This window comes from Paracoccus sp. UBA5162, from assembly GCF_002413585.1.
Taxonomy (GTDB): domain Bacteria; phylum Pseudomonadota; class Alphaproteobacteria; order Rhodobacterales; family Rhodobacteraceae; genus Paracoccus.
In genome coordinates this window covers 83,852-110,699 of sequence record NZ_DHXG01000056.1, presented here as the reverse complement: position 1 = coordinate 110,699, position 26,848 = coordinate 83,852, and the positions used below count along the sequence as shown (strand labels likewise).

The following is a 26,848-nucleotide window of genomic DNA, read 5'->3' as shown; positions in this document are numbered from 1 at the left end:
CCTTCGACGCCGGTGACCTGTCCGGCAAAACGCAGGTTCGGGCGTGTCCGCAGGCGCATCCGGTCGTCCAGCAGCGTGGGCGAATTGAGAAAGGAATTGCGGTGGATTCCGCCCAGCCTCGCGAAACCGGCATTTTCGAGGCCGGGGATCATGCGCAAGACCCGGGTCTGTTCGCCGTATTTCATCTTGGTCTGAAAGCCGACGATATTATAAAGCGTTCCCAATGCGTTATCACGACGAAGCTGGACGACCGCATAAGCCTTTTCCTGCGGCTTGTGCGCATTCGTCAGTCCCACGGGCTTCATCGGGCCATGGCGCAGGGTTTCGCGTCCGCGTTCGGCCATCACCTCGATCGGCAGGCAGCCGTCGAAATAGCCGGCCGTTTCACCCTCGTGGAATTCGGTCTTCTCGGCGGCCAGCAGCGCGTCGATGAAGGCTTCGTATTCCGGCCGGGTCATCGGGCAATTGATATAGGCGCGACGCTCGGCCTCGGTTTCGCCCTTGTCATAGCGGCTCTGTTCCCAGGCCACGGACATGTCGATCGTGTCGGCGTGCACGATCGGGGCGATGGCGTCGAAAAAGGCCAGCGCCTCGGTCCCGGTGACGGCCCGGATGGCGCCCGCCAGCGCCTCCGAGGTCAGCGGGCCGGTTGCCACGATCCAGTTGCCGTCCCGGGGCAGTTCGGTGATCTCGTCCTCGCGGATCTCGATCAGCGGATCGGCGCGCAGCGCGGCGGTGACGGCTTGCGAGAACGCCTCGCGGTCCACGGCCAGCGCGCCGCCGGCGGGCAGGCGGTGGCGGTCGGCCATGGCCATGATCAGCCCGCCGGCCGCGCGCATTTCCCAATGCAGCTGACCCACCGCATTCATCACGTCGTCATCGGACCGGAAGCTGTTCGAACAGACCATCTCGGCGCAATCGCCGGTCTTGTGGGCGAAGGTGGCGACGCGGGGGCGCATCTCGTGCAGGATCACCGGCACGCCGGCGCGGGCCGCCTGCCAGGCGGCCTCGGATCCGGCCAGGCCGGCGCCGATGATGTGAACGGGCTGCATGAGGCACCTCTGGGTCGGGCGGAATGGCGCATCTGCTAGCAGCGGATGGCCGAAAAGAAAAGGGCGGCGCCAGCGGCACCGCCCCCCTGCATCAACCGGGCCCCGAAAGAGGCCGGGCGATCATTCTTCGGCTTCGGCCGTCTCTTCAGTGCTTTCGGCCTCGTCGGCTTTCTCGTCCGCATCATCGCTGGAACGCAGTGCCGACGGCGCGGCGATGTTGGCGATGGCGAAGTTGCGTTCGATCGTCGGCGTCGCGCCGGCCGGCAGCGTGACATCGTGGATATGGATGCCGTCACCGACTTCCAGACCCGACAGATCGACGGTGATGTGATCGGGGATATCACCCGCGGTCACGACCAGTTCGACCTCGGGGCGCACCGTCACCAGCGTGCCGCCCTTGCGCAGGCCGGGGCAGTTCTCGTGGCCGACGAATTCGACCGGGATGAACAGGTTCACCTTCGAGGTGCGGCGCAGGCGCATGAAGTCGATATGGATCGGCAGATCCTTCACGATGTCCTTCTGCACGGCGCGGCAGATGACGCGCACGTCGTCCTGACCATCGACCTTCAGGTTCCACAGCGTGGACATGAAGCGACCGGCACGCAGCTTGGTCAGCAGATTGTTGAATTCGAACGCGACGGCGACCGGTTCCTTGTGGTCTCCATACACGATGCCGGGCACCTTGCCTTCGCGGCGAGCTTGGCGGGCGGCCCCCTTGCCTGTCCCCGCGCGTGCCTCGGCCACCAGATCCGGGATCTCTTTGGCCATGATATCCATTCCTGTAACAGTTGTTGACGCCGCCATCCTCCAAGGGTGCATGGCGACAGAGCCGGGCCTATAGCGCAGGCCGGCCGGGATGTGAAGGGGGCAATCGCCGCTGCGCGCGCGGGCCTCGCGGTTTGCTTGCCGGCTGGCCGGCCGGCCGCTAGCGTTGCGGCGGAAGGACGAGGGGATGCAGGATTTCGGCGACTACGATTTCATCGTCATCGGCGCGGGATCTGCGGGCTGCGTGCTGGCCAACCGCCTGTCCGCCAATCCGCGAAACCGCGTCCTGCTGCTGGAGGCGGGCGGTCATGACAACCGCTTCTGGGTCCATGTGCCGATGGGCTATCTTCATGCGATGGGCAATCCGGGTCTCGACTGGTGCTACCGGACCGAACCCGAGCCGGGACTGAACGGCCGCCGCCTGAACTATCCGCGCGGTCGGGTTCTGGGCGGCTGTTCCTCGATCAACGGCATGATCTACATGCGCGGGCAGGCCACCGATTACGACCGCTGGCGGCAGGCGGGCAACCCCGGCTGGGGCTGGGACGACGTGTTGCCCTGTTTTCGCCGCAGCGAACGTCACTACGGCCCCGCCGACGACCATCACGGCGACCGGGGCGAGATGCGGGTCGCGCAGCAGCGGCTGCGATGGCCGATCCTGGAAGCCGTGGCCGAGGCCGCGCAAGAGATGGGGCTGCCCGCCTGCGCGGATTTCAATCGTGGCGACAACGAAGGCGTGGGTTATTTCCCCGTCACCCAGAGGCGCGGCCTGCGATGGAACGCACGCAAGGCGTTTCTGGACCCGGTGCGGGGCCGGCCCAACCTGCGGATCGAGACCGACGCCCAGGTGCGGCGCCTGACCTTCGCGGGCCGCCGCGCGGCGGGCGTGATCTTCACCCAGGGCGGCCGGCAGCGCCTTGCCCGGGTCAGGTCCGAGATCGTGCTGGCGGCAGGCGCGATCAATTCGCCCGCGCTGCTGGAACTCAGCGGCATCGGTCAGGCCGGACGGCTGGCGGGTCTGGGAATCGCGCCGATCCACGATCTGCCCGGCGTGGGCGAGAACCTTCAGGACCATCTGCAATTGCGGATGGTGTTCCGGATCAGCGGCGCGAAGACGCTGAACGACTGCGCGCGCGGTCTGCTGGGCAAGGCCGGGATCGCGTTGGAATACGCCTTGCGGCGAAGCGGGCCGATGTCGATGGCGCCCAGCCAGTTGGGCATCTTCGCGAAATCCTCCGAGGCGTTCGAGACCGCGAATATCGAATATCATGTGCAGCCGCTGTCGCTGGACCGTTTTGGCGAGCCGCTGCACGATTTTCCGGGGCTGACCGTCTCGGTCTGCAATCTCAGGCCCGAAAGCGCGGGCGCGGTTCACGTCACCAGCAACGATCCGGGGGCGGCGCCCGCCATCGCGCCGCGCTATCTTTCCGCCCCGGCCGACCGGCAGGTGGCCGTCGACAGCTTGCGCCATGCCCGGCGGCTGATGGCCACCGCCCGCATGTCCGCCTTCCAGCCGCAGGAACTGAAGCCCGGTCCGGACCTGACCAGCGATGCCGACCTGATCCGCGCGGCCGGCGATGTCGGAACGACCATCTTCCATCCGGTCGGTACGACGAAGATGGGCACCGATCCGATGGCCGTGGTCGATCCGGAACTGCGCGTCCACGGGATCGGCGGTCTGCGGGTGGTCGATGCGGGGATCATGCCGACGATCGTCTCGGGCAATACCCATGCCCCGGTGACGATGATCGCCGAAAAGGCCGCCCGGATGATCCTGCCTTCCCCATGATGCACGGTATCACGCGCTTGTGATCCATGCTAATCTGGCTCCAGCAGCCTTTGCCGAGATGCCCGTGCCCAGCCGCCGACAGCTTTTGCGCCTTGTCCTGTCCACGACCGCGCTGGCCGGTTGCGGCATTTCGGGCGTGATCCGGCCGGGGCCGGTCACGACGCTGCCGGGGATCCCGATCGACGCCCATCTGCATCTGTTCAACGGCGCGGATGTTCCGGTTCTGGGCTGGCTGGATCAGGTCGATTTCACCGCCGAATCCGGAGGCAGCCTGCCCGATGTCACGAAATCGCCGCTGATCCGGCTGATCGTCAGCTTCCTGGCCAGCACCACCCGCACCGCCGAAGATGAACTGGCCGATCTGCCCGCCCGGCTGCCCACGCCCTCGACCGACAGGATGCGCGACGAGGGCGTGGATCGGCTGGCCGGGTTTCTGGCTGCCTATCGCGCCGAAACGGCCGCCGTGGCCGGGCCATCGGCGGCGATGGCACTGCTGCCGGCGACGGATCGCGAAAGGCTTGCCCAGGACGAGGCGCTGTTCGCCGACCTCGCCGCCGCCGCCGGTCTTGACGAGCCCGCAATCCCGCCGCAGCCGGTGATCGAGCAGGCGCCCCCGGCAGCGGCCCGGACCAGCCGTCCCGCGGCGGCCCCGCCCGTCGCCGGCGGCACGGCCCTGCCGGGTCTCGCGCGCCGTCAGGCACGCCAGATCGCGGAAGGGCTTTATGATCCGCGCAATCAGGCTGGCGATCCGCTGAAACAGACGCTTGCGGGAATGATGCAATGGGCCGAACTGATGACGCGCGACCGCGCACGGATCGTGGCGCAGGCGATCAATCTCTATGGCCGTCCGGGCGAGGTGCAGGTCTTTGCCAATCAGCTGCTGGATCTGGCTTACTGGCTGAAGGCACGCGAGGTGAAGCAATCCGATCCCGATGCGCTGATCCGGCTGTTCGCGGAAATCTCGGCCCGCCGCAGCGATGTGCTGATCCTGAATTTCGTGGGCTTCTGCCCGCTTCGCGCCGCGATCGAGGGCGATGTCGCCCATGAACGGGTTCGTCGCGCCGTCGCCGAACACGGCTTTGCCGGCGTGAAACTGTATCCGCCGATGGGCTTCAAGCCGCTGGAGAATGCCGGCATCGGTTTCGGCCATGCCCGCGCCCGGCCCGCCGGCGGCGGCGCGGCCCTCGATCGCGAACTGCGCCGGCTTTATGGCTGGTGCCAGGCCAATGATGTCTCGATCGCGGCCCATGCCTCGGCCAGTATGGGCGCCGGGCCGGGCACCGCAGCCTATTCCGCACCCTGGCTCTGGGCACCTGCCTTGCGCGAATTCCCCGATCTGAGGGTCAGCCTGGCGCATTTCGGCGGCTTCGGCGGTCACGGCAATCCGCAATGGGAGACCGAACTGATCGGGATGCTGGACGATTTCCCGAACCTGTTCTTCGATACCGGCTTCTGGACCGAGGCAATGGCCGGCGCCGCCACACGGCCGGCCGCGCTGGCCACGACCCGGCACCTGTTCGAGGCCGAGCCGCTGGCGGGCGAACGGATGCTATACGGCAGCGACTGGTCGATGATCGCCCGGATGCCGGCCCATCCGGCCTATCTGGCCGGGCTCGGCAGTTTCGCGGAGGAATTGACCGGCGGCGGTGCGCCCGCCCGCGCGATCATGGGCGACAATGCACGACGCTGGCTGGGCCTGGATCGCGACGGCCTGCAAAAGGCGCGGCTGGCGCGGTTCCATGGCGACCATCCTGTCTGGCGGCGGCTGGCCTAGCGGTCCGGTCCCAGCATTCGGCGAAAGGCGTGCCAGCTTGCCTTGGGCGTGCGCGCCATGGTCGTGTAGTCGACATGGACAAGGCCGAAACGGGGACCATAGCCGAAGGCCCATTCATAATTGTCCAGCAGCGACCAGTAGAAGAAACCGCGCAGGTTGACGCCCTGATCCATCGCCGCGCGGGCGGCGCGCAGATGATCGCCGATAAAGGCCACGCGCGGCATGTCGTCGGTCACGTCCGGCCCGGCCGCCAGCGACATGCCGTTTTCGGTGACGTAGACCGGCAGATCCCCCACATGGTCGCGCGACAGGCGGATCAGGAATTCGGTCAATCCCTCGGGACGGATTTCCCAGCCCATCTGCGTCTTGGGCAGGGGCCCGTCGCTGTCCGCGTTGTTGGGCCAGTGGCCCGGGGCGTGACCATGCAACTTGCGGGTGTAGTAATTGACGCCCAGCCAGTCCAGCGGCGCTGCGACGAGATCCATGTCCTGCTGCCAGCCCTCGGGCAGATGAGGGCCGATTCCGGCCATCGCAGCCTCGGGATAGGGCTGGCCGGTGACGGCGCGGATGAACCATTGGTTATAAATCGCGTCCTGCGTCGCGGCCGAGGCTGCGGCCTGGGCGCTGTCGTCGCGCGGCTGCGCGGTCTCGAAGTTCAGCACGATGCCCAGATTGCCCGCGCCGTCGGCCCGCAGCGCGCGGGACGCCGTGCCATGGGCCAGAAGAACGTGATGCATGGCGCGGCTGGCGGCGCGGATGTCGCGCAGGCCCGGAGCGTGGTGGCCCAGGAAATGCGACAGCCAGGCGATGCACCAGGGCTCGTTCAGGGTGGCGGTCGCGGCAAGCCGGTCACCCAGCCGGGCATGGACCAGCCGCGCATAGTCTGTGAACCAGCCGGCGACGTCGCGATTGCGCCAGCCGCCCTTGTCGGCCAGCGCGGCGGGCAGATCCCAGTGATAGAGCGTCGCGAAGGGCTGCAGGCCGCGTTCCAGCATCCCGTCCACCAGGCGATCATAGAAATCCAGCGCCTCCGGGTTGGGCGCGCGGCCATCGGGCATCACCCGCGCCCAGGATGTGGAAAAGCGATAGGCCCCGAAGCCGGCATCCCGCATCAGGTCGAGATCGGTTTGCCACAGGTGGTAGTGATCGCAGGCCCGCGCACCGCAGCTGCCGTCGATGACGTTGCCCGGCGTCGCCGCGAAGGTGTCCCAATGCGACGGTCCGGCCCCGCCGAAGGCCGAACCCTCGATCTGATAGGCGGCGGTGGCGGCCCCGAAAAGGAAACCGGGCGGAAAGTCGGATCGCTTGGGCAGCATCGGATGTCTCCTTCCTGATCCCGGCTTTGCCATGTCGCGGCGCCGGCGAAAAGAGGGGTCAGGCGGCCCGATTGCGTGCAGGCGGTCCTGCGGCCCCGGAAGATGAGAACCGGTTGCACCTGAATCCGCGATGCGGCATCAACGGAAGATGGGCGATCGGCGCGCGAGACAACTGGAAGCCGCTTTGCGCGACGCGGGCATCAGGGTGACACGGCAGCGCGCCGCCCTGCTGCGCGTGCTGGCGGCCAGCCAGGATCATCCGGACGCGGCCGAATTGCACCGGCGCGCCGCGGCGGCCGGGGTTTCGGTGTCGCTGGCGACGGTCTATCGGACGCTGAACGGTTTGCAGGCGCAGGGCGTGATCGAGAAGCTGGAATTCCAAGATCAGCCGGCGCGGTGGGAGGCCGCCGACCTGCGCCACCACCATCACATGATCGATGTCGAGACCGGGGCCGTGACCGAATTCACCAGCGACCGGATCGAGCGGTTGCAGGCCGAGATCGCGGCCGAGATGGGATATGACATCGTGCATCACCGGCTGGAACTCTATGTGCGGCGCAGGGGTGCGGTCTAGTCGGGCAGGCGCGCGTGCGCCGCGACCGGGCGGGACAACCGGAAAGAAAACGAGGATGCAGGTTTTCGACAGGATCATCGTCGATCGCGGGTCGCGATACGCGGTCTCGGGGGGGCGGGCGGCCAGCCGGGCCGAGGTCCGGGCGCTGCTGGCCGGTCTGAAACGGCAGAAGAAATTTGCGAAGGCCACCCATAACACCTGGGCCGCGATCCTGGATGGCGAACCGGTAAAGGACGACGATGGCGAGGCGGGCGCGGGGGCGCTGATCCTGCAGATGCTGGACCGGGCCGGGCTGGAAAACCATGTCGTGGTGGTTACGCGCTGGTATGGCGGCAAGCAACTGGGCGGCGACAGGTTTCGCCATGTCGCGGATGCGGTTCGGCTCTATCTGCGCGAAACGGGACTGGGCGATCCGCAAGCCTGAGACAAGGCCTGAGGCGGGACCGAAGGGTTCACCTTGCGGGATGCTTCGGCTTCGGCCCCGGCCGATGGTCGCGGGCAGGCGCGCGGCAGAGCCGGAAGAACCGCCGCGGGTTTCCCCGCGGCGGCGCCGTTCAGTCGCGATCCGAGGGCGGGATCAGCCGCCCTGCTGCGGGGCCAGCTTGCCGTTGCGCTGCTGGATCATCATGAAGGTGTCAAAGGTATATTCGGCGGTCTGGGCATAGAGATACCAGTCATCGCGGAATTGCAGCATGGCCTCATACTGTTTCTTGAAGGACTCGTTCTCGGCCGAAATCTCGGCATAGACCTCGCCCGCGGCCTCGAACGCCGCCGTCAGGATCTCCTCGCTGAAAGACCGCAACTGCGCGCCCGAACCGACCAGTTCCTTCAGCGCGGTCGGGTTCTTCATGTCGTATTTCGCCAGCATGTTCTGGTCGGTGGCCTGCGCGCAGGTCCGCACCAGAGACTTGTAGCCGTCCGGCAATTCATCCCATTTGGCCTTGTTGAAGAAGAAGCTGACGGTGGGCCCGCCCTCCCAGTAGCCCGGATAGTAATAATACGGCGCGACCTTCTGGAAACCCAGCTTGCTGTCGTCATAGGGACCGACCCATTCGGCCGCGTCGATCGTGCCCTTCTCCAGCGACGGATAGATGTCGCCGCCGGCGATCTGCTGCGGCACCACGCCCAGTTTCTCGACCACGCGCCCGGCCAGGCCGGCGATGCGCATCTTCAGCCCCTGAAGATCGGCCAGGGTCTTGATTTCCTTTCGATACCAGCCGCCGAACTGGACGCCGGTATTGCCGCCCGGGAAGCCGATCAGCCCGTATTTCTGAAGGAACTCATTGTAGTTTTCGATCCCGCCGCCCTGATACTGGTAGGCCGTCTTGGCCCGGGCGGAAAAGGTGAAGGGCAACTCGGCGCCGCAAGCGAAGGCCGGATCCTTGCCCCAGTTGTAATAGCCGACCGAATGGGCGGATTCGACGGTGCCGTCGGTCGCTGCATTGATCGCGTCAAGGCCGGGAACGATCTCGCCGGCCGCAAAGACCTGGATGGTGAACTTGCCGTCCGTGGCTTCTTTCAGCCGTGTCGACAATTCTTCCGCGCCGCCATAGATCGTGTCCAGCGACTTCGGAAAGGACGAGGCGAGGCGCCAGTTGATCGTCGGCATTTCCTGCGCGATGGCGGGTGCCGCCAGCGCAGTGCCCGCGGCGGCCGCAGCCCCGCCGACCGAGGCCCGCGTCAGAAAGGAACGGCGGTCCAGTGACTTGGATTCTTTCATGCATTCTCCTCCGCTGGGACGGGTGGAGCCTTGCGCCCCGGGATTTTCCCGCCCTGCATGGCGCCGCAGTTTAGCCCTGGATCGGCGTCTGTCGAGGGGGCAGGAGGATGATGTTTCCGGTATTTTCGACTGCCCTTGCGTCAAGGCTGCTGCCGCCGCCCGCGACATCGGAAAACGGGCGGCGGGGCGGCCGTGCCGCGCCTGTCAGCGCAGGATCGAGCGGCCGGCATATTCCGCCGTCGCCCCCAGCATTTCTTCGATCCGGATCAACTGGTTGTATTTCGCCAGCCGGTCGGATCGGGCGAGGCTGCCGGTCTTGATCTGGCCGCAATTGGTGGCCACGGCCAGATCGGCGATGGTCGCGTCCTCGGTCTCGCCGGAACGGTGCGACATGACGCTGGTATAGCCTGCGCGGTCGGCCATGCGCACGGCGTCCAGCGTTTCCGACAGCGTGCCGATCTGGTTGACCTTGACCAGCAGCGAATTGGCGCAGCCCTTTTCGATGCCCTCGGCCAGCCGTTCGGGATTGGTCACGAACAGGTCGTCGCCGACCAGTTGCACGCGTTCGCCCAGGCGATCGGTCAGCAGCTTCCAGCCGTCCCAATCATCCTCGGAACAGCCATCCTCGATCGAGAGGATCGGATAGGCGTCGCACAGGGCGGCGAGGTAATCGACGTTTTCCTGCGGCGACAGCGACTTGCCCTCGCCCTTCATCTCGTATTTGCCGCCCTTGAAATATTCGGTCGAGGCGCAGTCCAGCGCCAGCATGATGTCGTCGCCGGGCTTGTAGCCGGCCTTCTCGACCGCTTTCAGGATGAAATCCAGCGCATCGCGGGTGCTGGAAAGGTTCGGCGCAAAGCCGCCCTCGTCGCCGATCCCCGTGGACAGGCCCGCCGCGGACAATTCCTTCTTCAGCGTGTGAAAAATCTCTGATCCCATGCGCACGGCATCCCGGATCGAGCTTGCGCTGACCGGCATGATCATGAATTCCTGGATGTCGATCGGGTTATCGGCATGTTCGCCGCCATTGATGATGTTCATCATCGGCACCGGCAGGATCCGCGCCGAGGTGCCGCCGACATAGCGATACAGCGGCTGCATGGAATCCTCGGCCGCGACCTTGGCCACTGCCAGGCTGACGCCCAGGATCGCATTCGCGCCCAGCCGGCCCTTGTTGGGGGTGCCGTCCAGGTCGCACATCATCGCGTCGATGGCGCGTTGTTCGGATGCGTCCTCGCCGATCAGGTTTTCGGCAATCTCGCCATTGACGGCGGCCACGGCCTCCAGCACGCCCTTGCCCATGTAGCGCGCCTTGTCGCCGTCGCGCTTCTCGACCGCCTCATGCGCCCCGGTCGATGCGCCCGAGGGCACGGCGGCGCGGCCCATGGTGCCGTCCTCCAGCGTCACATCGACCTCGACGGTCGGATTGCCGCGGCTGTCCAGGATCTCGCGGGCGAAGATATCGATGATGGCAGACATGAAGCCCCTCCGTTGCTGTGTCGGCGCCTGCATACCCGCGAAGGCGGCAGGCCGAAAGCCGCTTTCGTCAGGGCAGGGCGATCTCGGCCCAGATCGGAAGGTGGTCCGAGGCGTCGCGCGCCCGTGCGCCCGCGAAGACGCCGCTGTCCAGCAGGTGCAGGTGCCGTGACATGGCGATCCGGTCCAGAGCCAGCCGGGGCAGGGGGGCGGGATACGAGGGGCCCGGCGCGATCACCCGGAATCCGGCCAGCGATTCCAGGCCGCGATCGTCGCGCCATTCGTTGAAATCGCCCATCATCACCACATGATCACCCGCGATCCGCGCCGCCTGCGCGGTGATGCGCTGCAACTGGGCCCGGCGCGAGGATCGCGCCAGACCCAGATGCATTCCGATCACCGTCAACCCCGGCAGCCGCACCGCCACGGCGCCGCGCGGCTCCAGCCCCGGCAGGGGCAGACGCCGGACGGTCGCGGCCGCGGCAAGATCCGGGCGCATGAGGATGGTCTGCCCATGCCAGCCCAGCGACTGCTCGCCGGTCCGACCGGTGATCTCGACCGCGACCAGCCCCGTGGCGTCGCGGATCAATCCGCGCGGCAGCGCCTCGGGGCGGGCACCGAAGCGGAAATCCACCTCCTGCAGGGCGATGATGTCGGGCCGCAGCGCGGCGATGACCGCCAGATTGCGCTCGGGCGCGTGGGGTCCGGTCACGCCCCGGCACTTGTGAAGATTGTAGCTTGCCAGTTTCAGCACCCGGCCCGTCCCCTCGCACTCTTTCAAAATACCTTGGGGGGAATCCTCTGCAAGAGGATGGGGGGCAACGCCCCCCCGCCGCCATCAGGTTCCGCAAAAAGTCTGTCTGACTGCCTGTTCCGGCAGCGGCGCCCGGGCCAGGTCGGCCCAGTCGGCGCGATCCTCGCGGGGGTGGGTCACGGCCAGGAAGAGATGTTCGAAGGGCGCCATGTCGCCGGCCACGGCCGAGGCGATGGCCGCCTCGATCCGGTGGTTGCGCGGAATGCGCCGCGGATTGGCATGGGCCATCAGCGCCGGGTCGGGATCGCTCCTTCGCCAGCCCTCTGCCCAGGCATCGAAGGCCGTCGGATCGGTGAATTCGTCGCGGGCGCCGCCATCGGCCAGCCCGGCGAAGACGCGCGTGAAATCCGCCCGTTCCCGCGCCATCAGCGTCAGCAGCCCTTCGGCCAGGTCCTTGACCGGCGCGACGCCCGTCAGTCCCAGCTTTTCTCCGAAACGCCGCAGCCACGCCGCCTCGTAGAGCGGCGCGAAGGCATGGACCGATCGGGTCGCGGCCTCGATCGCGGCATCGCGTTCGCCCATCAGCGGGATCAGGCAACTGGCCAGCTGCGCCAGATTCCAGACCGCGATCTGGGGCTGCTGCGCCCAGGCATAGCGGCCTGCGTGATCGATCGAGGAAAAGACCGTGTCGGGATGATAGCCGTCCATGAAGGCGCAGGGACCGTAATCGATGGTCTCGCCCGACACCGCCATGTTGTCGGTGTTCATCACGCCGTGGATGAAGCCCAGGGCCATCCAGGCGGCGATGGTTTCGGCCTGCCGGGCCACGATGTGATCCAGCAGCGACAGGGGACCGGTCGCCTGCGGATAATGCCGCGCGATGACGTGGTCGGTCAGCGCCGCCAGCCGCGCCTCATCACCCCTGACGGCGAAGAACTGGAAGGTGCCGACACGGATATGGCTGGCCGCGACGCGGGTCAGCACACCACCCGGAAAGCCGTTCTCGCGCCAGACCGTTTCGCCGGTCGCCACGGCCGCCAGCGCCCGCGTCGTCGGCACGCCCATCGCCGCCATGAATTCGCTGACCGCATATTCGCGCAGGACCGGCCCGATCCAGGCCCGCCCGTCGCCCTGACGCGAGAACGGCGTCCGGCCCGAGCCTTTCAGCTGGATGTCGAACCGCGCGCCGTCCGGCCCGACCACCTCGCCCAGCAGCACCGCCCGGCCGTCGCCCAACTGGGGCACGAAGCCGCCGAACTGATGGCCCGCATAGGCCTGGGCGATGGGCTCGGCCCCCTCCGGCATGGCATTGCCCGACAGCATCGCCACGCCCTCCGGCCCGCGCAGCCAATCCGCGTCCAGGCCCAGCCGATCCGCCAGCGGCTGGTTCAGCGCCAGCAGGCGCGGCGCGGGCACCGGGGTCGGATCGACACGCGCGAAGAACCCATCGGGCAGGCGGGCATAGCTGTTGTCGAAGTGGATCATGGCTGGCTCCTTCGACCTCTACATAGGCAGCGCGGGGCCTTTTGCCATCCCTTGCGCGCCGGTCCGCATCCGCGTATCGCGTGGGCGCAAAGGAGCCCGAGCCATGAAGTTTCTCGATCTCGCCAAGGTTCATATCCGCTCGGGCGGGGGGGGCGCGGGCTGCGTGTCGTTCCGGCGCGAGAAATTCATCGAATATGGCGGTCCCGACGGCGGCGATGGCGGCAGGGGCGGCGATGTCTGGGCCGAGGCCGCGCCCGGGCTGAACACGCTGATCGACTTTCGCTATCAGCAACATTTCTTCGCCCGGTCCGGTCAGCACGGCATGGGCAGCCAGATGACCGGCCGGTCGGGCGAGGATATCGTGCTGAGGGTGCCGGCCGGCACCGAGATCCTGGACGAGGACGGGGAAACGGTGATCGCGGATCTGACGGAACCGGGCAGCCGCGTGCTGCTGGCGCGCGGCGGCAATGGCGGCTGGGGCAACCTGCATTTCAAGACCTCGACCAACCGCGCGCCGCGCACCGCCAATCCCGGCCAGCCGGGGGTGGAACGCACTATCTGGCTGCGCCTGAAGCTGATCGCGGATGCGGGTCTGGTCGGCCTGCCCAATGCCGGCAAATCGACCTTTCTGGCCGCGGTGTCGAACGCGCGGCCGAAGATCGCGGACTACCCCTTCACGACGCTGCATCCCAACCTCGGCGTGGTCGGCATCGACGGGCGCGAATTCGTCATGGCCGACATTCCGGGCCTGATCGAAGGGGCCAGCGAGGGCCGGGGCCTGGGCGATCAGTTCCTGGGCCATGTCGAACGCAGCAACGTGCTGCTGCATCTGATCGATGGCACGTCCGGGGATGTGGGCGCGGATGCGCGCACCATCCTTGACGAACTGGCCGCCTATTCGCCGGTGCTGATGGCCAAGCCCCGCGTCACCGCGCTGAACAAGATCGATGCGCTGGACGATGACACCATCGCCGAACGCCAGGCGGTGCTGGAATCGCTGACCGGCGGCCCGGTCCACCTGATGTCGGGCGTCTCGAAACAGGGCGTGCCGCAGGTGCTGCGCGCCCTGTGGTCCGAGATCGCGCCATCGCGCGGGACCGGGGCGGAAGATCAACCCGAGGCGCCATGGCGGCCCTAGCCCCGTCGCTGCAACAGGCGCGCCGGCTGGTCGTCAAGATCGGCTCGGCCTTGCTGGTCGGCCCCGAGGGGCTGCGCGGCGATTGGCTGCGCGGGCTGTGCGACGACGTGGCGCGATGGCGCGCGCGCGGCACCGATGTGGTTCTGGTCTCGTCCGGGTCGATCGCGCTTGGCCGGCGGGTGCTGGAACTGCCTTCCGGCGCGCTGCCGCTGGAACAGGCGCAGGCAGCGGCGGCGGTGGGCCAGATCCGGCTGGCCCGCGCCTATGAGGAGGCGCTGGCCCCGCACGGGGTCAAGACCGCGCAGGTCCTGCTGACGCTGGAAGACAGCGCCGAGCGCCGCCGATACCTGAACAGCCGCGCGACGATGCAGACCTTGCTGGGCTTGGGCGTGGTGCCGATCGTGAACGAGAATGACACCGTGGCCACGGACGAGATCCGCTATGGCGACAATGACCGCCTTGCCGCGCAGATCGCCGTGACCTGCGGGGCCGACCAGCTGCTGCTGCTGTCGGATGTGGACGGGCTGTATACCGCCAATCCCAAGACCGATCCGCAGGCGCGCCATCTGCCGATCATCGCGCAGCTGACACCCGCGATCGAGGCAATGGGCGGCGATCCGGTCTCCGGCCTGTCCAGGGGCGGCATGAAAACCAAGCTGATGGCGGCGCGCACCGCCGTGGCCGGGGGCTGCGCGATGGTGATCGCCGAAGGGTCGGTCATGCGGCCGCTTTCGGCGGTGGCGGGCGGCGCGCGGTGCAGCTGGTTCCTGCCCGAGGGCGATCCCCAGGCCGCGCGCAAACGCTGGATCGCGGCGATGAAACCCAAGGGCGTTCTGACCGTCGATCAGGGCGCCGCCGAGGCGTTGCGCCGCGGCAAATCCCTGTTGCCCGCCGGCGTGCGCGCCGTCGCGGGCGATTTCGGGCGCGGCGATCCGGTCGCGATCGCGGGTCCGCAGGGCCAGACGCTGGGCACCGGCCTTGCCCGCTATACCGCCGACGAGGCCCGCCGGATCGCCGGCCACCGCTCGGCCGAGATCGAATCGCTGCTGGGCTATCCCGGCCGTGCCGCCCTGATTCATCGCGACGACATGGCCCTGTGATGACGGACCCGACCGCCGCCCGACGCGCGCATCTGGAGATCACCTATTGCACCGGCTGCAACTGGCTGCTTCGGGCGGGCTGGTACGCGCAGGAATGTCTGTCGACCTTCGGCCCTGATTTGCAGGTCACGATCATTCCCGACGACAGTGGCGGTGTCTTCCGCATCACGCTGGACGGCGGCGACATCTGGGAGCGTAGGCGCGATGGCGGATTTCCCGACATCCGGACCCTGAAACAGGCGATCCGCGACCGGATCGACCCCGGCCGCGCATTGGGACACCTGGACCGGCCGATCTGAGCCGGGTGCCGGCCGGGGCCGGGCTCAGGCGATGCGGCTTTTCGCCCGGCGCGGGCGCACGACCGCCCCGCCGCCCCGCGCCAGCCGTGCCGCATCCTCGCCCGGCGGCGGCAGCGACAGCGCCGCGTCGCGCAGGATCGCGATGGCCTCGTCGCTGCCCCTGGGCAGCGTGGCCGGATCGATCGGCGCGCCGACGGTGATGCGATAGCTCTGGCGCGCCTTGTTCAGCACCTCGTTGAACAGGGTCACGTCGCGCAGCGTCGGATGGATCGCGTCCAGCAGGTAGAACAGGACCGAATTGCGGGCGCGGATGCGAAGCGGGATGACCGGAACGCCGAACTTGCGCGCGATCATCGCGGCGCTGGCCATCCAGGGGCGTTCGTGCAGGGTCAGGCCCTGCCGCTTGGCCAGTCGGCCCGAAGGGAAGATCAGCCCGATCCGGCCCGCGCCAAGCGCATCGCGCGTGTAATCCATCGTGGCCTTGGTCTTGGCGTGGCTGCGCTTTTCCTGGCGCCATTCCACCCCCGCGATCAGATCCTCGACCTGGGGCATGACCCGGATCATGTCGTGATTGGCATAGATGAAAAGATCGTCTCGCAGCGATTGCAGGACCGCGTGCATGACAATTCCGTCGGCGATGCCGGTGGGATGGTTCGACACGATCAGCGCGGGACCGCTGGCCGGCAGATTTTCCATCCCCGAGACACGAACGTCGCGGACGATCAGGTCGGTCATCCGGCGCATGATCTCGGGCGTGGGCAGATCGCGCAGTTCGGCCGCCAGCCGGATCGTGCGCGGATAGCGCAGAAGCCGCATCATCACCCGCCGGGCGATGCGGTGGTGCGCCTTTCCCGAATAGAGCCACGGTGCCCGCTCGGCAATCAGCGGATCGAGTCGGGCCTGCATATCGGCCCTGGCATCGGCGGACGATTCATTCATTTGCACCATTCTGCCCCGCCACAAGAGCCGCCACAAGCGCCCTCAGGCTCCGGCGGCGATCATCCGCGAAACCATCTCGCGCAGGTTGCGGCTGATCCCTTCCATCGCGGCGATCCGCTGCAATGCCGCCAGCGCCCGGGCGCGGCGGGTGGCGTCATACCGGGGCCAGGTCTCGAACGCGGTGGACATCCGGGCGGCGATCTGGGGATTGGCGCGATCCATCCGCATCAGCCAGTCGGCGGTGAAATCATAGCCCGATCCGTCCGCCGCGTGGAAACCCGCGTGGTTGCCCGCAAGCCCGCCCAGCAGCGCACGAAAGCGGTTGGGGTTCTTCCAGTCGAAATCCTGGCGTTCGGACAGGCTGCGGGCGGTCGCGACCGCCTCGGCGGGCGGCGCGGCCATGACCTGGACCGAGAACCACTTGTCCATCACCAGCCGGTTGTCGCCGAATTCGTCCTCCAGCGCCGAAAGCGCGGATGCCGCCCGGCCGCGCCGGATCAGACAGATCAGCGCTGCCATCCGCTCGGTCATGTTGCCGGCGCTGCCGAACAGCACGCTGGCCCGGTCGCCGCCGTCGATGCGGTTCAGCAGCCCGAGCGCCGCGATCCTGAGCGAGCGGCGCCTGGCCGCCGCCGCATCGGGCGAGTAGGGGCCATCGACCCGCATCCGGTCATGGATCGCCGCCAGCAGATCGCCATGGGCCTCGGCCACGCGGCGGGCAAGACCCTCGCGTGCGGCATGGATCGCATCCGGGTCCGGCGTCACGCCCTGGGCTGTCAGGCGGGTGGCGACATCCTCGTCTCCGGGCAGGGTCAGGCACAGGGCGCGAAAGGCCGGATCGGCGCTGTCGTCGCCCGCCAGCCGGCCGATCGCATCGACGAAATCGGCCCCCGCCTCGCGCCCCTGCGACAGGGCGGTCAGCGCCGACAGGGCCAGATCGCGACCGGCCTCCCAGCGGGCGAAGGGATCGGTGTCGTGGGCCAGCAGGAAGGCGCGGGTGGCGTCGTCCAGCGGTCGATCCAGCATCACCGGCGCCGAGAAGCCGCGCAGCGCCGAGACGACCGGCCGCGCGCCCAGCCCGTCGAAATCGAAACTTTGCCGCGCCTCGGTCATCTCCAGCATCCGGGTCGGCAGAACCTCGTCGCCATTGCGACCGATCAGCCCGACCGCGATGGGAATGACACGGGCGGGCTTGTCGGCCTGGCCGGGCGTGGGCGGCGTGTCCTGCGTGAAGGTCAGGGTCAGACGATTGGCATCGGCGTCCCAATCCTCGGCCATGGTCAGGCGCGGCGTGCCGGCATCGGTATACCAATGCTTGAACTGCGCCAGGTCGCGGCCCGTCGCATCCTCGAAGACCTTCAGCCAGTCCTCGATCGTCGCCGCCTGGCCGTCATGGCGGTCGAAATACAGATCCAGCGCCCTGGCATAGCCGTCGTCGCCGACCAGACGCTTCAACATGCCGATCACCTCGGCGCCCTTTTCATAGACGGTCGCGGTGTAGAAATTGTTGATTTCCTCATAGTGATCGGGCCGCGGCGGATGGGCCAGCGGACCCTGATCCTCGCGGAACTGGCGGGCGCGCAGGGCGCGCACGTCCTCGATCCGCTTGACCGGCGCGCTGCGCATGTCGCTGGTGAACTGCTGGTCGCGAAAGACCGTCAGACCCTCCTTGAGGCAAAGCTGGAACCAGTCGCGGCAAGTGATGCGGTTGCCGGTCCAGTTGTGGAAATATTCATGCGCGATCACCGCCTCGATACGTTCGTAATCGGCGTCGGTCGCGGTCTCCGGGCTGGCCAGGACCAGCTTCGAGTTGAAGATGTTCAGGCCCTTGTTTTCCATCGCGCCCATGTTGAAATCATCGACGGCGACGATGTTGAACACGTCCAGATCGTATTCGCGGCCATAGACCTGTTCGTCCCATCTCATTGATTTGATAAGCGATTCCATGGCAAAGCCCGCGCGGTCCTGGTCGCCCGGACGGACCCAGACATTCAGCGCCACCTCGCGGCCCGAACACGTCGTGAAACGGTCGGAGACCGCGACCAGTTTGCCCGCGACCAGCGCGAACAGATAGCTGGGCTTGGGCCAGGGATCGTGCCATTCGGCCATTCCGTCACGGTTTTCGACAGGATTGCCGTTCGACAGAAGCACCGGCATGTCCGAACGGATGCTGACCCGAAATGTCGCCATCACGTCGGGCCGGTCGGGATAGAAGGTGATGTGGCGGAATCCTTCGGCCTCGCACTGGGTGCAATACATGCCGCCCGACATGTACAATCCCTCGAACGCGGTATTGGCGGCAGGATCGATGCTGACCTCGGTGCTCAGCGTGAAGGCGGTCCGGGGCAGGGCGGCGGCGGCGATGCGCAGGGTCTCATCGTCGCGGCTGACATGGACGGGGTCGGGTTCGGTCCCGTCGATTCTGAGCGAGCGAAGCGCAACCTCCTTGCCACCGTCCAGCACCAGATCCTCGACCTTCGAGACATCGCGCGGGGTCAGCGAAAGATCGGCGCGCACCAGCGTCGCGTGCGGGCCGAGTTCGAAATCCAGCCGGGTTTCGGACAGCAGGAAGGGAAACGGCCGGTAGTCGGCAAGAAATTGCGTCGTCTGCTGAGGCTGCCGTGTCATCGCGTGCTCCGGTCAAAAAAACCTGTCGGTTCAGGGGGAACCTGATCTTTCCACTGGTGTTATTCGCCTGAGGGCCCGGTCGCAAGCCGGCATCCCGCTGGGGCCCGATTGACAGCGTCGCGGGCAGAAGACAGAGAAAGGGGCGCTAAGCGCGCGTCTTGTCAGCACAAATTGGAGGGCAGCACATGACCTATGACCCGAATGACCCGAAGCGCACCGATCCCGTCGATCGCGACCCTGCCGCGCCCAAGGAAACCTATGTCGAGCCGGTCGAGCGCCGGTCCTCGGCACTGCCGCTGATCATCGGTGTTCTTCTGGCGCTGGCCTTGGCCTATTTCGTGCTGCAACGGTTCATGACCGATGACACCGTGGCGGTCGAAGGCGACACCACGACCGTGACCACGACAACCGATGTTCCCGCGGCCGATACCACCACGGCGACCGATCCGGTCGCGGCGCCGGCAGACCAGACGGCGGGCACCGAGACGCAATCGGCAGCCGACAACGCCGCCGCCGATGCCGAGGCGGCTGCGAACGAGGCCGCCACTGCCGCCGAGAACGCTGCCAGCGACGCTGCGACCGCGGCTGAAAATGCAGCAAGCGATGCGGCCACTGCGGCCGAGAACGCGGCCCAGGCGACCGGCGACAGCGTGGGGCAGGCGGTCCAGTCCGCCGCCGATGCGGCCCAGAACGCAGCCGATTCGGCGGCCGAGGCGGCGTCGGATGCGGCCAATGCAGTCGATGAGGCGGTCACCGATCAACCGGCCACGACCCAGCCTTCGACCACGACCACTCCCGCCCCCGAGACCGGCACCGCCACGGACGGGTCGGCCGGCACCTCGGGCACGCAGGGCAGCGCCGGAGCGGACAGCACGACCCAGACCGCGCCGGCGAACTGACCCTCGCGGGCAGTTCAAGGAAAAGCGATGGAATGCCGCGCGGACGGGTGCCGCGCGGCATTTTTCGTGGCGACCGACCCGCAGTTTGTCCGCGTCAGGCGAGAGGTGCCGCGGAATGGCTGGGCCGCAACCACGGTCTTGTGAAAGATTGTTGCGCAATGCTATGGGTTCAGCGACAGAATTTGGAATTCAGCGAGGGGGCATCGAGGCCATGAAGATTGGCGCTTTGAAGGAAGGCTTCGCCGGGGAGGCGCGAGTTGCGATCACGCCGTCTTCGGCGACGCATCTTCGCAAGCTGGGGCACGAGGCATTTGTCGAAAGCGGTGCAGGTGCGGCAGCCGGGTTTTCCGATGACGATTACCGCGCTGCCGGCGTCGGCGTGGAACCGGACGCCGCGGCGCTGATCGGCGCGGTCGATATCGTGGCCAAGGTGCGCCCCCCCTCGGAATCCGAGATCGGGCAGATGCGCGAGGGGCAGACGCTGATCTCGTTCCTCTATCCCGCGCAGAACGCCGATCTGCTGGACAAGGCCAGGCAACAGGGCATCACCGCCATCGCCATGGACATGGTGCCGCGCATCAGCCGCGCGCAGAAGATGGATGCGCTGTCCTCGATGGCCAATATCGCCGGCTATCGTTCGGTCATCGAGGCGGCGAACAATTTCGGCCGCTTCTTCACGGGCCAGGTGACGGCCGCGGGCAAGGTGCCGCCGGCGAAGGTCCTGATCGTGGGCGCGGGCGTCGCCGGACTGGCCGCCATCGGGACCGCGACCAGCCTTGGCGCGCGCGTCTATGCCTTCGACGTGCGTCCCGAAGTGGCCGAGCAGATCGAATCGATGGGCGCGGAATTCGTCTATCTGGATTTCGAGGAGCAGACCAGGGACGGCGCCGAGACCGGCGGCTATGCCGCGCCCTCCAGCCCCGAATTCCGCGAGGCGCAGCTGAAGAAGTTCCGCGAACTGGCCCCCGACATGGACGTGGTCATCACCACGGCGCTGATTCCGGGCCGGAATGCGCCGGTCCTGTGGACCCGCGACATGGTCGAGGCAATGAAGCCCGGCAGCGTCATCGTGGATCTCGCGGCCGAAAAGGGCGGCAATTGCGAACTGACCGTCGCGGACGAACGCATCGTGACCGAGAATGGCGTGGTGATCATCGGCTATACCGATTTCGCCAGCCGAATGGCGACCCAGTCCTCGGAACTTTACGGAAACAACATCCGTCACTTCATGACCGATCTGACCCCCGGAAAAGACGGCGTTGTCGTCCACAACATGGAAGATGATGTGATCCGCGGCGCGACGGTGGTCCATGACCACGACATCACCTATCCGCCGCCCAAGCCCAAGGTGGCCGCGATCGCGGTCCAGAAGCCCAAGGAAAAGAAAAAGGAACTGACCCCGGAAGAGCGTCGCGCAACAGAGGTCGCCGCCTTCAAGGCCGAAACCCGGTCCCAGGTCACGCTGCTTGCGGGCGGCGCGATCCTGCTGCTGCTGATCGGCCTTGTCGCGCCTGCCAGCTTCATGTCGCACTTCATCGTCTTCGTGCTGGCCTGTTTCGTCGGTTTCCGGGTCATCTGGAACGTGGCCCATTCGCTGCATACGCCGCTGATGGCGATCACCAACGCGATTTCCTCGATCATCATCCTGGGCGCGCTGCTGCAGATCGGATCGGGCTCGGCCTGGGTGCTGATCCTCGCGACCCTGGCCGTGCTGATGGCCTCGGTCAATATCGTCGGCGGCTTTCTGGTCACGCGCCGGATGCTGGCCATGTTCCAGAAATCGTAAGGGGGCGCAGGCATGGATTACGGATTCACCACCGCGGCCTACGTCGTCGCCGCCATCCTCTTCATCCTGTCGCTGGGGGGGCTTTCGGGACAGGAAAGCGCCAAGCGCGCGATCTGGTATGGCATCGTCGGCATGGCCCTTGCGGTCCTGGCGACCCTGTTCGGTCCCGGCGCCGGCAACTGGTTCCTGTCGCTGATCATGATCGCCATCGGCGGCGGCGTCGGCTGGGTCGTCGCCAAGCGCGTGCAGATGACCGAAATGCCCCAGCTTGTCGCGGCGATGCATTCACTGGTCGGTCTGGCGGCCGTCTTCGTCGGCTTCAACGCCCAGATCGAGATGGCGCGCGTTCTGCGCCTCAAGGCCGAGGGCCTTGCCTACGAATTCCAGGGTTTTGCCGCCGTTCTGGCGGACAAGAGCCCGGCCGAGATCGCGATGCTGAAGATCGAGGTTTTCCTTGGCGTCTTCATCGGCGCGGTGACCTTTACCGGATCGGTCGTCGCCTTCGGCAAGCTGGCCGGTAAGGTCGACGGCAAGCCCAAGAAGCTGCCGGGCGGCCATATGCTGAACGCCGGCGCCCTGATTCTGGCGCTGATCCTGGGTCTGCTGTATTTCACCGGGGTCGGACCGGGGATGTTCTGGCTGATCCTGGTCGCGGCTCTGGCCTTCTTCATCGGCTACCACCTGATCATGGGCATCGGCGGCGCGGACATGCCGGTCGTCGTGTCGATGCTGAACAGCTATTCGGGCTGGGCCGCGGCGATGATCGGCTTCACGCTGTCCAACGATCTGCTGATCGTGACCGGCGCTCTGGTCGGATCGTCGGGCGCGATCCTCAGCTATATCATGTGCAAGGCGATGAACCGGAACTTCGTCAGCGTGATCCTGGGCGGCTTTGGCGGTCAGACCGGCCCCGCGGCCGAGATCGAGGGCGAGCAGATCCCGATCGACGCCGATGGTGTGGCGGCGGCGCTGAACGATGCCGACAGCGTCATCATCGTGCCCGGCTATGGCATGGCGGTGGCACAGGCGCAGGGCGCGGTCAGCGAACTGACCCGCAAGCTGCGCGCGGCCGGCAAGGAGGTGCGCTTTGCCATCCACCCCGTTGCGGGCCGTCTGCCGGGCCACATGAACGTGCTGCTGGCCGAGGCCAGGGTGCCCTATGACATCGTGATGGAGATGGACGAGATCAACGAGGATTTCCCGTCCACGGACGTGGCGATCGTCATCGGCTCGAACGACATCGTGAACCCGGCCGCCGAAGAGGATCCCAACAGCCCCATCGCCGGGATGCCGGTTCTGGAGGTCTGGAAGGCGAAACAGGTCTTCGTCAGCAAGCGCGGGCAGGGCACCGGCTATTCCGGCATCGAGAATCCGCTGTTCTACAAGGAAAACACGCGCATGTTCTATGGCGATGCCAAGGATTCGGTGAACAAGCTGCTGCCGCTGCTGGAGTGATCGGTCAGGGCCGTAGGGGGCGACCCGAAGGACGGCGTCGCCCCAGAGCCTCCCGGCCGCGCTGGATGCCTGTTTTTCGGGCAGCCTGCGCCGGGATCCGATCCCGAAATCCGTGACAAGGCGCCCTGAAACCCTTTCCGTGCGACACAGCCACTTGCGCGGCGGAGCCTCACCGGGCTGTGATGGCGCCCAGAGAAGATGAGGGACAGTGATGACGGATCACCCGGACTATATCCATGTCGGCGGCGGCGATCCGTCGCTTTATAACGAGGACCTCGCACCGGTTCCGCATCAGCGGCGCAACTGGGGCGCGTTCGAGATCTTCAACGTCTGGAACAACGACATCCAGAGCCTGTTCGGCTACACGCTGGCGGCGTCGCTGTTCCTGTCATACGGGCTGAACGGCTGGCTGACCTTCGCGGCCATCGTCGTGGCCGGGCTTCTGGTGATGTGGCTGGTGAACCTGTCGGGCCGGCCCTCCGTGCGCTACGGCATTCCCTATGCGGTGATGGCGCGTGCCGCGATGGGGGTCAGGGGCGCACGGTTTCCGGCGCTGGTGCGCGGAATCGTCGCGATCTTCTGGTATGGGGTGCAGACCTATTTCGCCTCGACGGCGGTGGCTCTGGCGATCAGCGCAGTGTTCGCGGTCGACGGCGTAGGTGGCGGGTTTCTGGGCCTGAGCGGCATCGACTGGATCGCCTATGTCATCGTCGCCGGATTCCAGATCGGATTGTTCCTGATGGGAATCGAATGGGTTGGCAAGTTTCTGAACTGGGCCGGGCCGTTCGTCTATCTTGTCATGATCGCGCTGGCGCTGATGATCTGGTGGAAGGCCGGCAACGGAATCTTTTCGGAAATCGGCGTCATTTTCCAGGCCGATGCCGAAAGCACGCGCAGTCCGGTCGTGGGTTTCATCGCGGTGGTCGGCACGATGGTTGCCTATTTCGCCGCCGTGGTGATCAATTTCGGCGATTTCTCGCGCTTCGTGAAGACAGAGGGACAGATGCGCCGCGGCAATTTCTGGGGCCTGCCTGTCTCGATGGCCTTCTTCAGTTTCATCGCGCTTTTCATCACCGCGGGATCGGTCGTGCTGTTTGGTGAAAGGCTGACCGATCCGACCGCCATCGTCGAGCGGGTGGACAGCCTGGCGCTGACGCTGATCGCGGCGGTCACCTTCTTCGCGGCGACTGTCGGCATCAACCTTGTAGCGAACTTCATCCCGGCCGCCTATGACATCGCCAACATGGCCCCTGCCAGCATCAGCGCAAAGACCGGCGGCGTCATCGCGGCGCTGATCGCCTTTGTTATCGGCGCGCTGTGGCTGTCGCTGATCTCGACCATCGGCATCGCGGGCTTTGTCGATACGCTGGGCGCGATCCTGGCTCCGCTCTACGGAATCCTGATCGCGGATTATTATGTCGTGCAGAAGCGGCATCTGGTCGTGCAGGATCTGTTCACCGAGGATCCCACCGGCCGCTACTATTATGATCGCGGTTGGAACATGCGCGCGATCATGGCGGTCGGCCTGGCGGCGCTGTTCTCGATCGGGACAGTGTGGCTGCCTGCCTTGCAATCGCTGTCGGGGTTTGGCTGGCTGATCGGCGCCGGCGTCGGCGGGGTGTTGTATATCCTGTTCTGCGGCAGCCGCAGCTAAAGGAGAACGGCGTGGGCCCGGCAACCGAACATCCGTTGCGCTATGCGCTGGTGAACGAACTTCATGCCCGTCCCTCGCCTCGTCTGAAGGCGCCGTCCACCTGTGTCTTCGTGGCCTTCAAGGAGCCGCGCGACGCCGCCAATCGCGATCTCGCGCGCGACATGGCGCATCTGTCGGAACTGGTGGATCGCCATGGCGGTCCGCGACCCGATCCCGACGAGAGTCACTATCAGGGCCGGTTGGGCCGGCATGACCTGAAATGGGAAAGCCACACCGAATTCGTGACCTACATGGCCACGACGCCGGGCCTGCCGATCCGTCCCTTCGATCCGTCGGCCGCCGCCATCTTTTCCGAGGAATGGCAGAAGGGCGCGCCGGGCAGGCGGGTCGCGGCGGTGATGGTTCAGATCGACACGCTGCCCGCGCATCCGCAAGAGGCGCTGGACAGGATTTCGGACTGGTTCGCGCGTGACAGCCTGACCGCCGTCTGGGTGCTCGAGGAAGCCGCGATGATCGCGGGCGATTTCCGTATCGACGCGGATGGCTGGATGCGCTTTGCCATTTTCGTGCGTCCTGACGTGGGCGAGGGCAGGATCGGGCGCATCGTGCACCGCCTGGTCGAGCTGGAAACCTATCGCGCCATGTCCATGCTGGCCCTGGGGCGCGCCCGCGGCCTGTCGCGCCGCCTTAACGAACTGGAACCGCGCCTGTCGGCCATTGTCGAGGGGATGACCGATGACGACCGCGCAGCCGACGCGGTGCTGCACGATCTTCTGGCCGTCTCGGCCGAGCTCGAGGCTCAGGCGGTGCAGCATTCCTTTCGCTTCGGCGCAACAAAGGCCTATGAGGCGATCGTGATGGACCGCGTCAGCGCCCTGCGCGAGACGCGCTTCATGAGCCGGCAGATGCTGACCGAATTCATGCGCCGCCGCTATCAGCCCGCGATGCGCACCGTGGTGTCGAATGAAGAACGGTTGAAGACCATGGTGGAACGCGCCAGACGGGCCGGGGATCTGCTGCGGACGCGGGTCGATGTGGAACGTTCGGCCCAGAACCAGGCGCTGATGAAACGGATGGATCGCCGCGCCGATCTGCAATTGCGCCTGCAACATACCGTCGAGGGCCTGTCCGTCGTCGCCATCAGCTATTACGCGGTCGGACTTCTGTCCTATGCATTGTATCCACTGGCCAACGCGACAGGCATCGACAAGGCCTATCTGATCGCCGGACTGACGCCGCTTGCGGTGCTGTTCGTCTGGTGGGCGATGCGGCGGGTCCGCCGCAGCTTGCACCAGCACCCGCCGGAAGAGGATTTGTGACTTGCCGACAGGGCAGGGCGTGACGATAATCGGACCGTCGTTTTCCGAAGGTTTTCATGCGTCTTGCCGCCGTGATCACGATGCTTTCGGCCTGCGACTATCCGTTCGTTCCCTGAGCCGAGGTTTCCGCCATGTCGAAAACACTGCAAATGTATGGGCTGGGCCATTGTTCGACCTGCCAGAAAGCAATTGCCGCACTGGAAGATCATGGCTGGCGAGTAAACTTCCGCGACGTGCAGAAAGAACCTTTATCCGAAGCTGAAAGGGCCGGTCTGGTCAAGGATTTCGGCGATCGGATCGTGAATCGCGCCAGCCTGACATGGCGCGGCATGTCCGAGGAAGAACGCGCCGCCGATCCGGTTGCGATGATGGAAGCCAGACCCGCCGTGATGAAGCGTCCGGCCATCCTTGCGGGCGACAAGCGGCTACTGGGCTGGACGGCGAACGTCAAGCGCGCGCTGGACGTGCCCGCCTGAGCCAGGATCGCGGATCAGCCGCGCCTGCTTGCCAGCGAATCGATCAGCGGAAGAACCGGCGTCAGGTCATAGCCCGCGTCGCGGGCCACATCGATGATTTCAGCCCGAGGGCGCTTTCCGGCCTGGCTCAGCGCCCATAGCACGGTGCATCTGTGGCCGGACCGGCAATAGGCGATGATCGGGCCGCGGCCTGCGGTTGCCTGCGCGAAATCGGTGATCAGTTCCGGTGTGATCTGGCCGGGTGAGAAGGGAAGGTAGTGGTATTCCATTCCCTCCTTCTCTGCTGCCGCTGCCATGACCTCGTGGTCAAGGGACGAGTCCACCTCGGCGTCGGGCCGATTGTTGATCAGCACGCGAAATCCGGCCTCGGCCAGTTGCGGCACATCCTCGGGCGTGATCTGCGGCGAGACCGCGATGCTGTGGCTGAGTTGGCGCAGGTCCATGAACTGC

The 26,848-nt window shown here is 66.5% G+C and carries 23 protein-coding genes; 13 read left to right on the top strand and 10 right to left on the bottom strand.

What is annotated here, in order from left to right; translation table 11 throughout:
• Both trmFO and B4A72_RS08675 read right to left on the bottom strand, forming a co-directional pair.
• Window positions 1–1,052: methylenetetrahydrofolate--tRNA-(uracil(54)-C(5))-methyltransferase (FADH(2)-oxidizing) TrmFO (trmFO, locus tag B4A72_RS08680; protein WP_292978346.1), on the bottom strand; the 1,052-nt coding region annotated here is incomplete at its 3' end.
• A gap of 120 nt (window positions 1,053–1,172) precedes the next feature.
• On the bottom strand, window positions 1,173–1,820 hold the full coding sequence (locus B4A72_RS08675) for a 50S ribosomal protein L25/general stress protein Ctc (RefSeq protein WP_292955277.1): 648 nt from the start codon (window positions 1,818–1,820) through the stop codon (window positions 1,173–1,175).
• A gap of 184 nt (window positions 1,821–2,004) precedes the next feature.
• Here B4A72_RS08675 and B4A72_RS08670 point away from each other — a divergent pair, with 184 nt between their 5' ends.
• Together B4A72_RS08670 and B4A72_RS08665 are read left to right on the top strand one after the other, a co-directional pair.
• Entirely contained in the window at window positions 2,005–3,606 is a 1,602-nt protein-coding gene (locus tag B4A72_RS08670; RefSeq protein WP_292978344.1) for a GMC family oxidoreductase, read from the top strand.
• A 58-nt stretch (window positions 3,607–3,664) separates the two neighbouring features.
• The gene (locus B4A72_RS08665) at window positions 3,665–5,380 is read left to right on the top strand and encodes an amidohydrolase family protein (RefSeq protein WP_292978342.1); all 1,716 of its coding nucleotides are present in this window, start codon (window positions 3,665–3,667) and stop codon (window positions 5,378–5,380) included.
• Here the strand turns inward: B4A72_RS08665 and B4A72_RS08660 are convergent.
• Complete coding sequence (locus B4A72_RS08660) at window positions 5,377–6,696, bottom strand: GH1 family beta-glucosidase (protein WP_292955286.1); 1,320 nt, start codon at window positions 6,694–6,696, stop codon at window positions 5,377–5,379. The genes B4A72_RS08665 and B4A72_RS08660 overlap by 4 nt on opposite strands.
• 148 nt (window positions 6,697–6,844) lie before the next feature.
• Here B4A72_RS08660 and B4A72_RS08655 point away from each other — a divergent pair, with 148 nt between their 5' ends.
• Both B4A72_RS08655 and B4A72_RS08650 read left to right on the top strand, forming a co-directional pair.
• Entirely contained in the window at window positions 6,845–7,270 is a 426-nt protein-coding gene (locus B4A72_RS08655; RefSeq protein ID WP_292955289.1) for a Fur family transcriptional regulator, read from the top strand.
• Window positions 7,271–7,325: 55 nt separating this feature from the next.
• Window positions 7,326–7,694 (top strand): YigZ family protein, encoded by a 369-nt coding sequence (locus B4A72_RS08650; RefSeq protein ID WP_292955292.1) that lies wholly within the window; start codon window positions 7,326–7,328, stop codon window positions 7,692–7,694.
• Window positions 7,695–7,847: 153 nt separating this feature from the next.
• On the opposite strand, the gene B4A72_RS08645 is transcribed toward B4A72_RS08650, so the two are convergent.
• The 4 genes from B4A72_RS08645 to B4A72_RS08630 form a co-directional block, all read right to left on the bottom strand.
• The gene (locus B4A72_RS08645) at window positions 7,848–8,972 is read right to left on the bottom strand and encodes a TRAP transporter substrate-binding protein (protein ID WP_292955611.1); all 1,125 of its coding nucleotides are present in this window, start codon (window positions 8,970–8,972) and stop codon (window positions 7,848–7,850) included.
• 222 nt (window positions 8,973–9,194) lie between these two features.
• Entirely contained in the window at window positions 9,195–10,469 is a 1,275-nt protein-coding gene (gene eno, locus B4A72_RS08640; protein WP_292955295.1) for a phosphopyruvate hydratase, read from the bottom strand.
• 67 nt (window positions 10,470–10,536) lie between these two features.
• A complete protein-coding gene (locus tag B4A72_RS08635) occupies window positions 10,537–11,220 on the bottom strand; it encodes an endonuclease/exonuclease/phosphatase family protein (protein ID WP_348670548.1) in 684 nt (227 codons plus the stop codon).
• Between the two features lie 84 nt (window positions 11,221–11,304).
• Window positions 11,305–12,705 (bottom strand): protein adenylyltransferase SelO, encoded by a 1,401-nt coding sequence (locus B4A72_RS08630; RefSeq protein WP_292955298.1) that lies wholly within the window; start codon window positions 12,703–12,705, stop codon window positions 11,305–11,307.
• A gap of 103 nt (window positions 12,706–12,808) precedes the next feature.
• On the opposite strand from B4A72_RS08630, the gene obgE reads away from it, so the two are divergent.
• From obgE to B4A72_RS08615, 3 genes are read left to right on the top strand one after another with little or no spacing between them, the layout of a single operon-like run.
• Window positions 12,809–13,843 carry a GTPase ObgE gene (gene obgE / locus B4A72_RS08625; RefSeq protein ID WP_292955301.1) on the top strand — a complete coding sequence of 345 codons (1,035 nt, stop codon included), beginning with the start codon at window positions 12,809–12,811 and terminating at the stop codon, window positions 13,841–13,843.
• Window positions 13,831–14,943 carry a glutamate 5-kinase gene (gene proB, locus B4A72_RS08620; protein ID WP_292955304.1) on the top strand — a complete coding sequence of 371 codons (1,113 nt, stop codon included), beginning with the start codon at window positions 13,831–13,833 and terminating at the stop codon, window positions 14,941–14,943. Before obgE ends, proB begins: the two co-directional genes overlap by 13 nt.
• Complete coding sequence (locus B4A72_RS08615) at window positions 14,943–15,242, top strand: SelT/SelW/SelH family protein (RefSeq protein WP_292978340.1); 300 nt, start codon at window positions 14,943–14,945, stop codon at window positions 15,240–15,242. Before proB ends, B4A72_RS08615 begins: the two co-directional genes overlap by 1 nt.
• A 24-nt stretch (window positions 15,243–15,266) precedes the next feature.
• Here the strand turns inward: B4A72_RS08615 and B4A72_RS08610 are convergent, their stop codons facing one another.
• Window positions 15,267–16,181 carry a 1-acyl-sn-glycerol-3-phosphate acyltransferase gene (locus tag B4A72_RS08610; protein WP_292955310.1) on the bottom strand — a complete coding sequence of 305 codons (915 nt, stop codon included), beginning with the start codon at window positions 16,179–16,181 and terminating at the stop codon, window positions 15,267–15,269.
• Between the two features lie 42 nt (window positions 16,182–16,223).
• Window positions 16,224–18,809 carry an aminopeptidase N gene (gene pepN, locus B4A72_RS08605; protein ID WP_292955313.1) on the bottom strand — a complete coding sequence of 862 codons (2,586 nt, stop codon included), beginning with the start codon at window positions 18,807–18,809 and terminating at the stop codon, window positions 16,224–16,226.
• A 185-nt stretch (window positions 18,810–18,994) separates the two neighbouring features.
• Here pepN and B4A72_RS08600 point away from each other — a divergent pair, with 185 nt between their 5' ends.
• From B4A72_RS08600 to B4A72_RS08575, 6 genes are all read left to right on the top strand, one after another.
• Entirely contained in the window at window positions 18,995–19,708 is a 714-nt protein-coding gene (locus B4A72_RS08600) for a hypothetical protein (RefSeq protein ID WP_292955316.1), read from the top strand.
• Window positions 19,709–19,919: 211 nt separating this feature from the next.
• Entirely contained in the window at window positions 19,920–21,494 is a 1,575-nt protein-coding gene (locus B4A72_RS08595) for a Re/Si-specific NAD(P)(+) transhydrogenase subunit alpha (RefSeq protein ID WP_292978338.1), read from the top strand.
• Between the two features lie 12 nt (window positions 21,495–21,506).
• A complete protein-coding gene (locus B4A72_RS08590; protein ID WP_292955322.1) occupies window positions 21,507–22,949 on the top strand; it encodes an NAD(P)(+) transhydrogenase (Re/Si-specific) subunit beta in 1,443 nt (480 codons plus the stop codon).
• A 211-nt stretch (window positions 22,950–23,160) separates the two neighbouring features.
• Window positions 23,161–24,603, top strand: coding sequence for an NCS1 family nucleobase:cation symporter-1 (locus B4A72_RS08585; RefSeq protein WP_292955325.1), 1,443 nt, complete (start codon window positions 23,161–23,163; stop codon window positions 24,601–24,603).
• Between the two features lie 11 nt (window positions 24,604–24,614).
• A complete protein-coding gene (locus tag B4A72_RS08580) occupies window positions 24,615–25,922 on the top strand; it encodes a DUF3422 family protein (RefSeq protein WP_292978336.1) in 1,308 nt (435 codons plus the stop codon).
• A 131-nt stretch (window positions 25,923–26,053) separates the two neighbouring features.
• Window positions 26,054–26,398 (top strand): arsenate reductase family protein, encoded by a 345-nt coding sequence (locus B4A72_RS08575; protein ID WP_292955331.1) that lies wholly within the window; start codon window positions 26,054–26,056, stop codon window positions 26,396–26,398.
• A 14-nt stretch (window positions 26,399–26,412) separates the two neighbouring features.
• On the opposite strand, the gene B4A72_RS08570 is transcribed toward B4A72_RS08575, so the two are convergent.
• A complete protein-coding gene (locus tag B4A72_RS08570) occupies window positions 26,413–26,841 on the bottom strand; it encodes a TIGR01244 family sulfur transferase (protein ID WP_292955334.1) in 429 nt (142 codons plus the stop codon).
• Window positions 26,842–26,848 lie beyond the last annotated feature (7 nt).

Excerpts from the sequence above, each read along its gene's own strand:
- B4A72_RS08610 (WP_292955310.1), bottom strand. The coding sequence starts at position 16,181 with ATGAATGAATCGTCCGCCGATGCCAGGGCCGATATGCAGGCCCGACTC.
- pepN (WP_292955313.1), bottom strand. The coding sequence starts at position 18,809 with ATGACACGGCAGCCTCAGCAGACGACGCAATTTCTTGCCGACTACCGG.
- obgE (WP_292955301.1), top strand. The coding sequence starts at position 12,809 with ATGAAGTTTCTCGATCTCGCCAAGGTTCATATCCGCTCGGGCGGGGGG.
- B4A72_RS08630 (WP_292955298.1), bottom strand. The coding sequence starts at position 12,705 with ATGATCCACTTCGACAACAGCTATGCCCGCCTGCCCGATGGGTTCTTC.
- B4A72_RS08570 (WP_292955334.1), bottom strand. The coding sequence starts at position 26,841 with ATGGACCTGCGCCAACTCAGCCACAGCATCGCGGTCTCGCCGCAGATC.
- eno (WP_292955295.1), bottom strand. The coding sequence starts at position 10,469 with ATGTCTGCCATCATCGATATCTTCGCCCGCGAGATCCTGGACAGCCGC.
- B4A72_RS08585 (WP_292955325.1), top strand. The coding sequence starts at position 23,161 with ATGACGGATCACCCGGACTATATCCATGTCGGCGGCGGCGATCCGTCG.
- B4A72_RS08660 (WP_292955286.1), bottom strand. The coding sequence starts at position 6,696 with ATGCTGCCCAAGCGATCCGACTTTCCGCCCGGTTTCCTTTTCGGGGCC.
- B4A72_RS08600 (WP_292955316.1), top strand. The coding sequence starts at position 18,995 with ATGACCTATGACCCGAATGACCCGAAGCGCACCGATCCCGTCGATCGC.
- B4A72_RS08595 (WP_292978338.1), top strand. The coding sequence starts at position 19,920 with ATGAAGATTGGCGCTTTGAAGGAAGGCTTCGCCGGGGAGGCGCGAGTT.
- B4A72_RS08575 (WP_292955331.1), top strand. The coding sequence starts at position 26,054 with ATGTCGAAAACACTGCAAATGTATGGGCTGGGCCATTGTTCGACCTGC.
- B4A72_RS08650 (WP_292955292.1), top strand. The coding sequence starts at position 7,326 with ATGCAGGTTTTCGACAGGATCATCGTCGATCGCGGGTCGCGATACGCG.
- B4A72_RS08655 (WP_292955289.1), top strand. The coding sequence starts at position 6,845 with ATGGGCGATCGGCGCGCGAGACAACTGGAAGCCGCTTTGCGCGACGCG.
- proB (WP_292955304.1), top strand. The coding sequence starts at position 13,831 with ATGGCGGCCCTAGCCCCGTCGCTGCAACAGGCGCGCCGGCTGGTCGTC.
- B4A72_RS08615 (WP_292978340.1), top strand. The coding sequence starts at position 14,943 with ATGACGGACCCGACCGCCGCCCGACGCGCGCATCTGGAGATCACCTAT.
- B4A72_RS08675 (WP_292955277.1), bottom strand. The coding sequence starts at position 1,820 with ATGGCCAAAGAGATCCCGGATCTGGTGGCCGAGGCACGCGCGGGGACA.
- B4A72_RS08665 (WP_292978342.1), top strand. The coding sequence starts at position 3,665 with ATGCCCGTGCCCAGCCGCCGACAGCTTTTGCGCCTTGTCCTGTCCACG.
- B4A72_RS08590 (WP_292955322.1), top strand. The coding sequence starts at position 21,507 with ATGGATTACGGATTCACCACCGCGGCCTACGTCGTCGCCGCCATCCTC.
- B4A72_RS08670 (WP_292978344.1), top strand. The coding sequence starts at position 2,005 with ATGCAGGATTTCGGCGACTACGATTTCATCGTCATCGGCGCGGGATCT.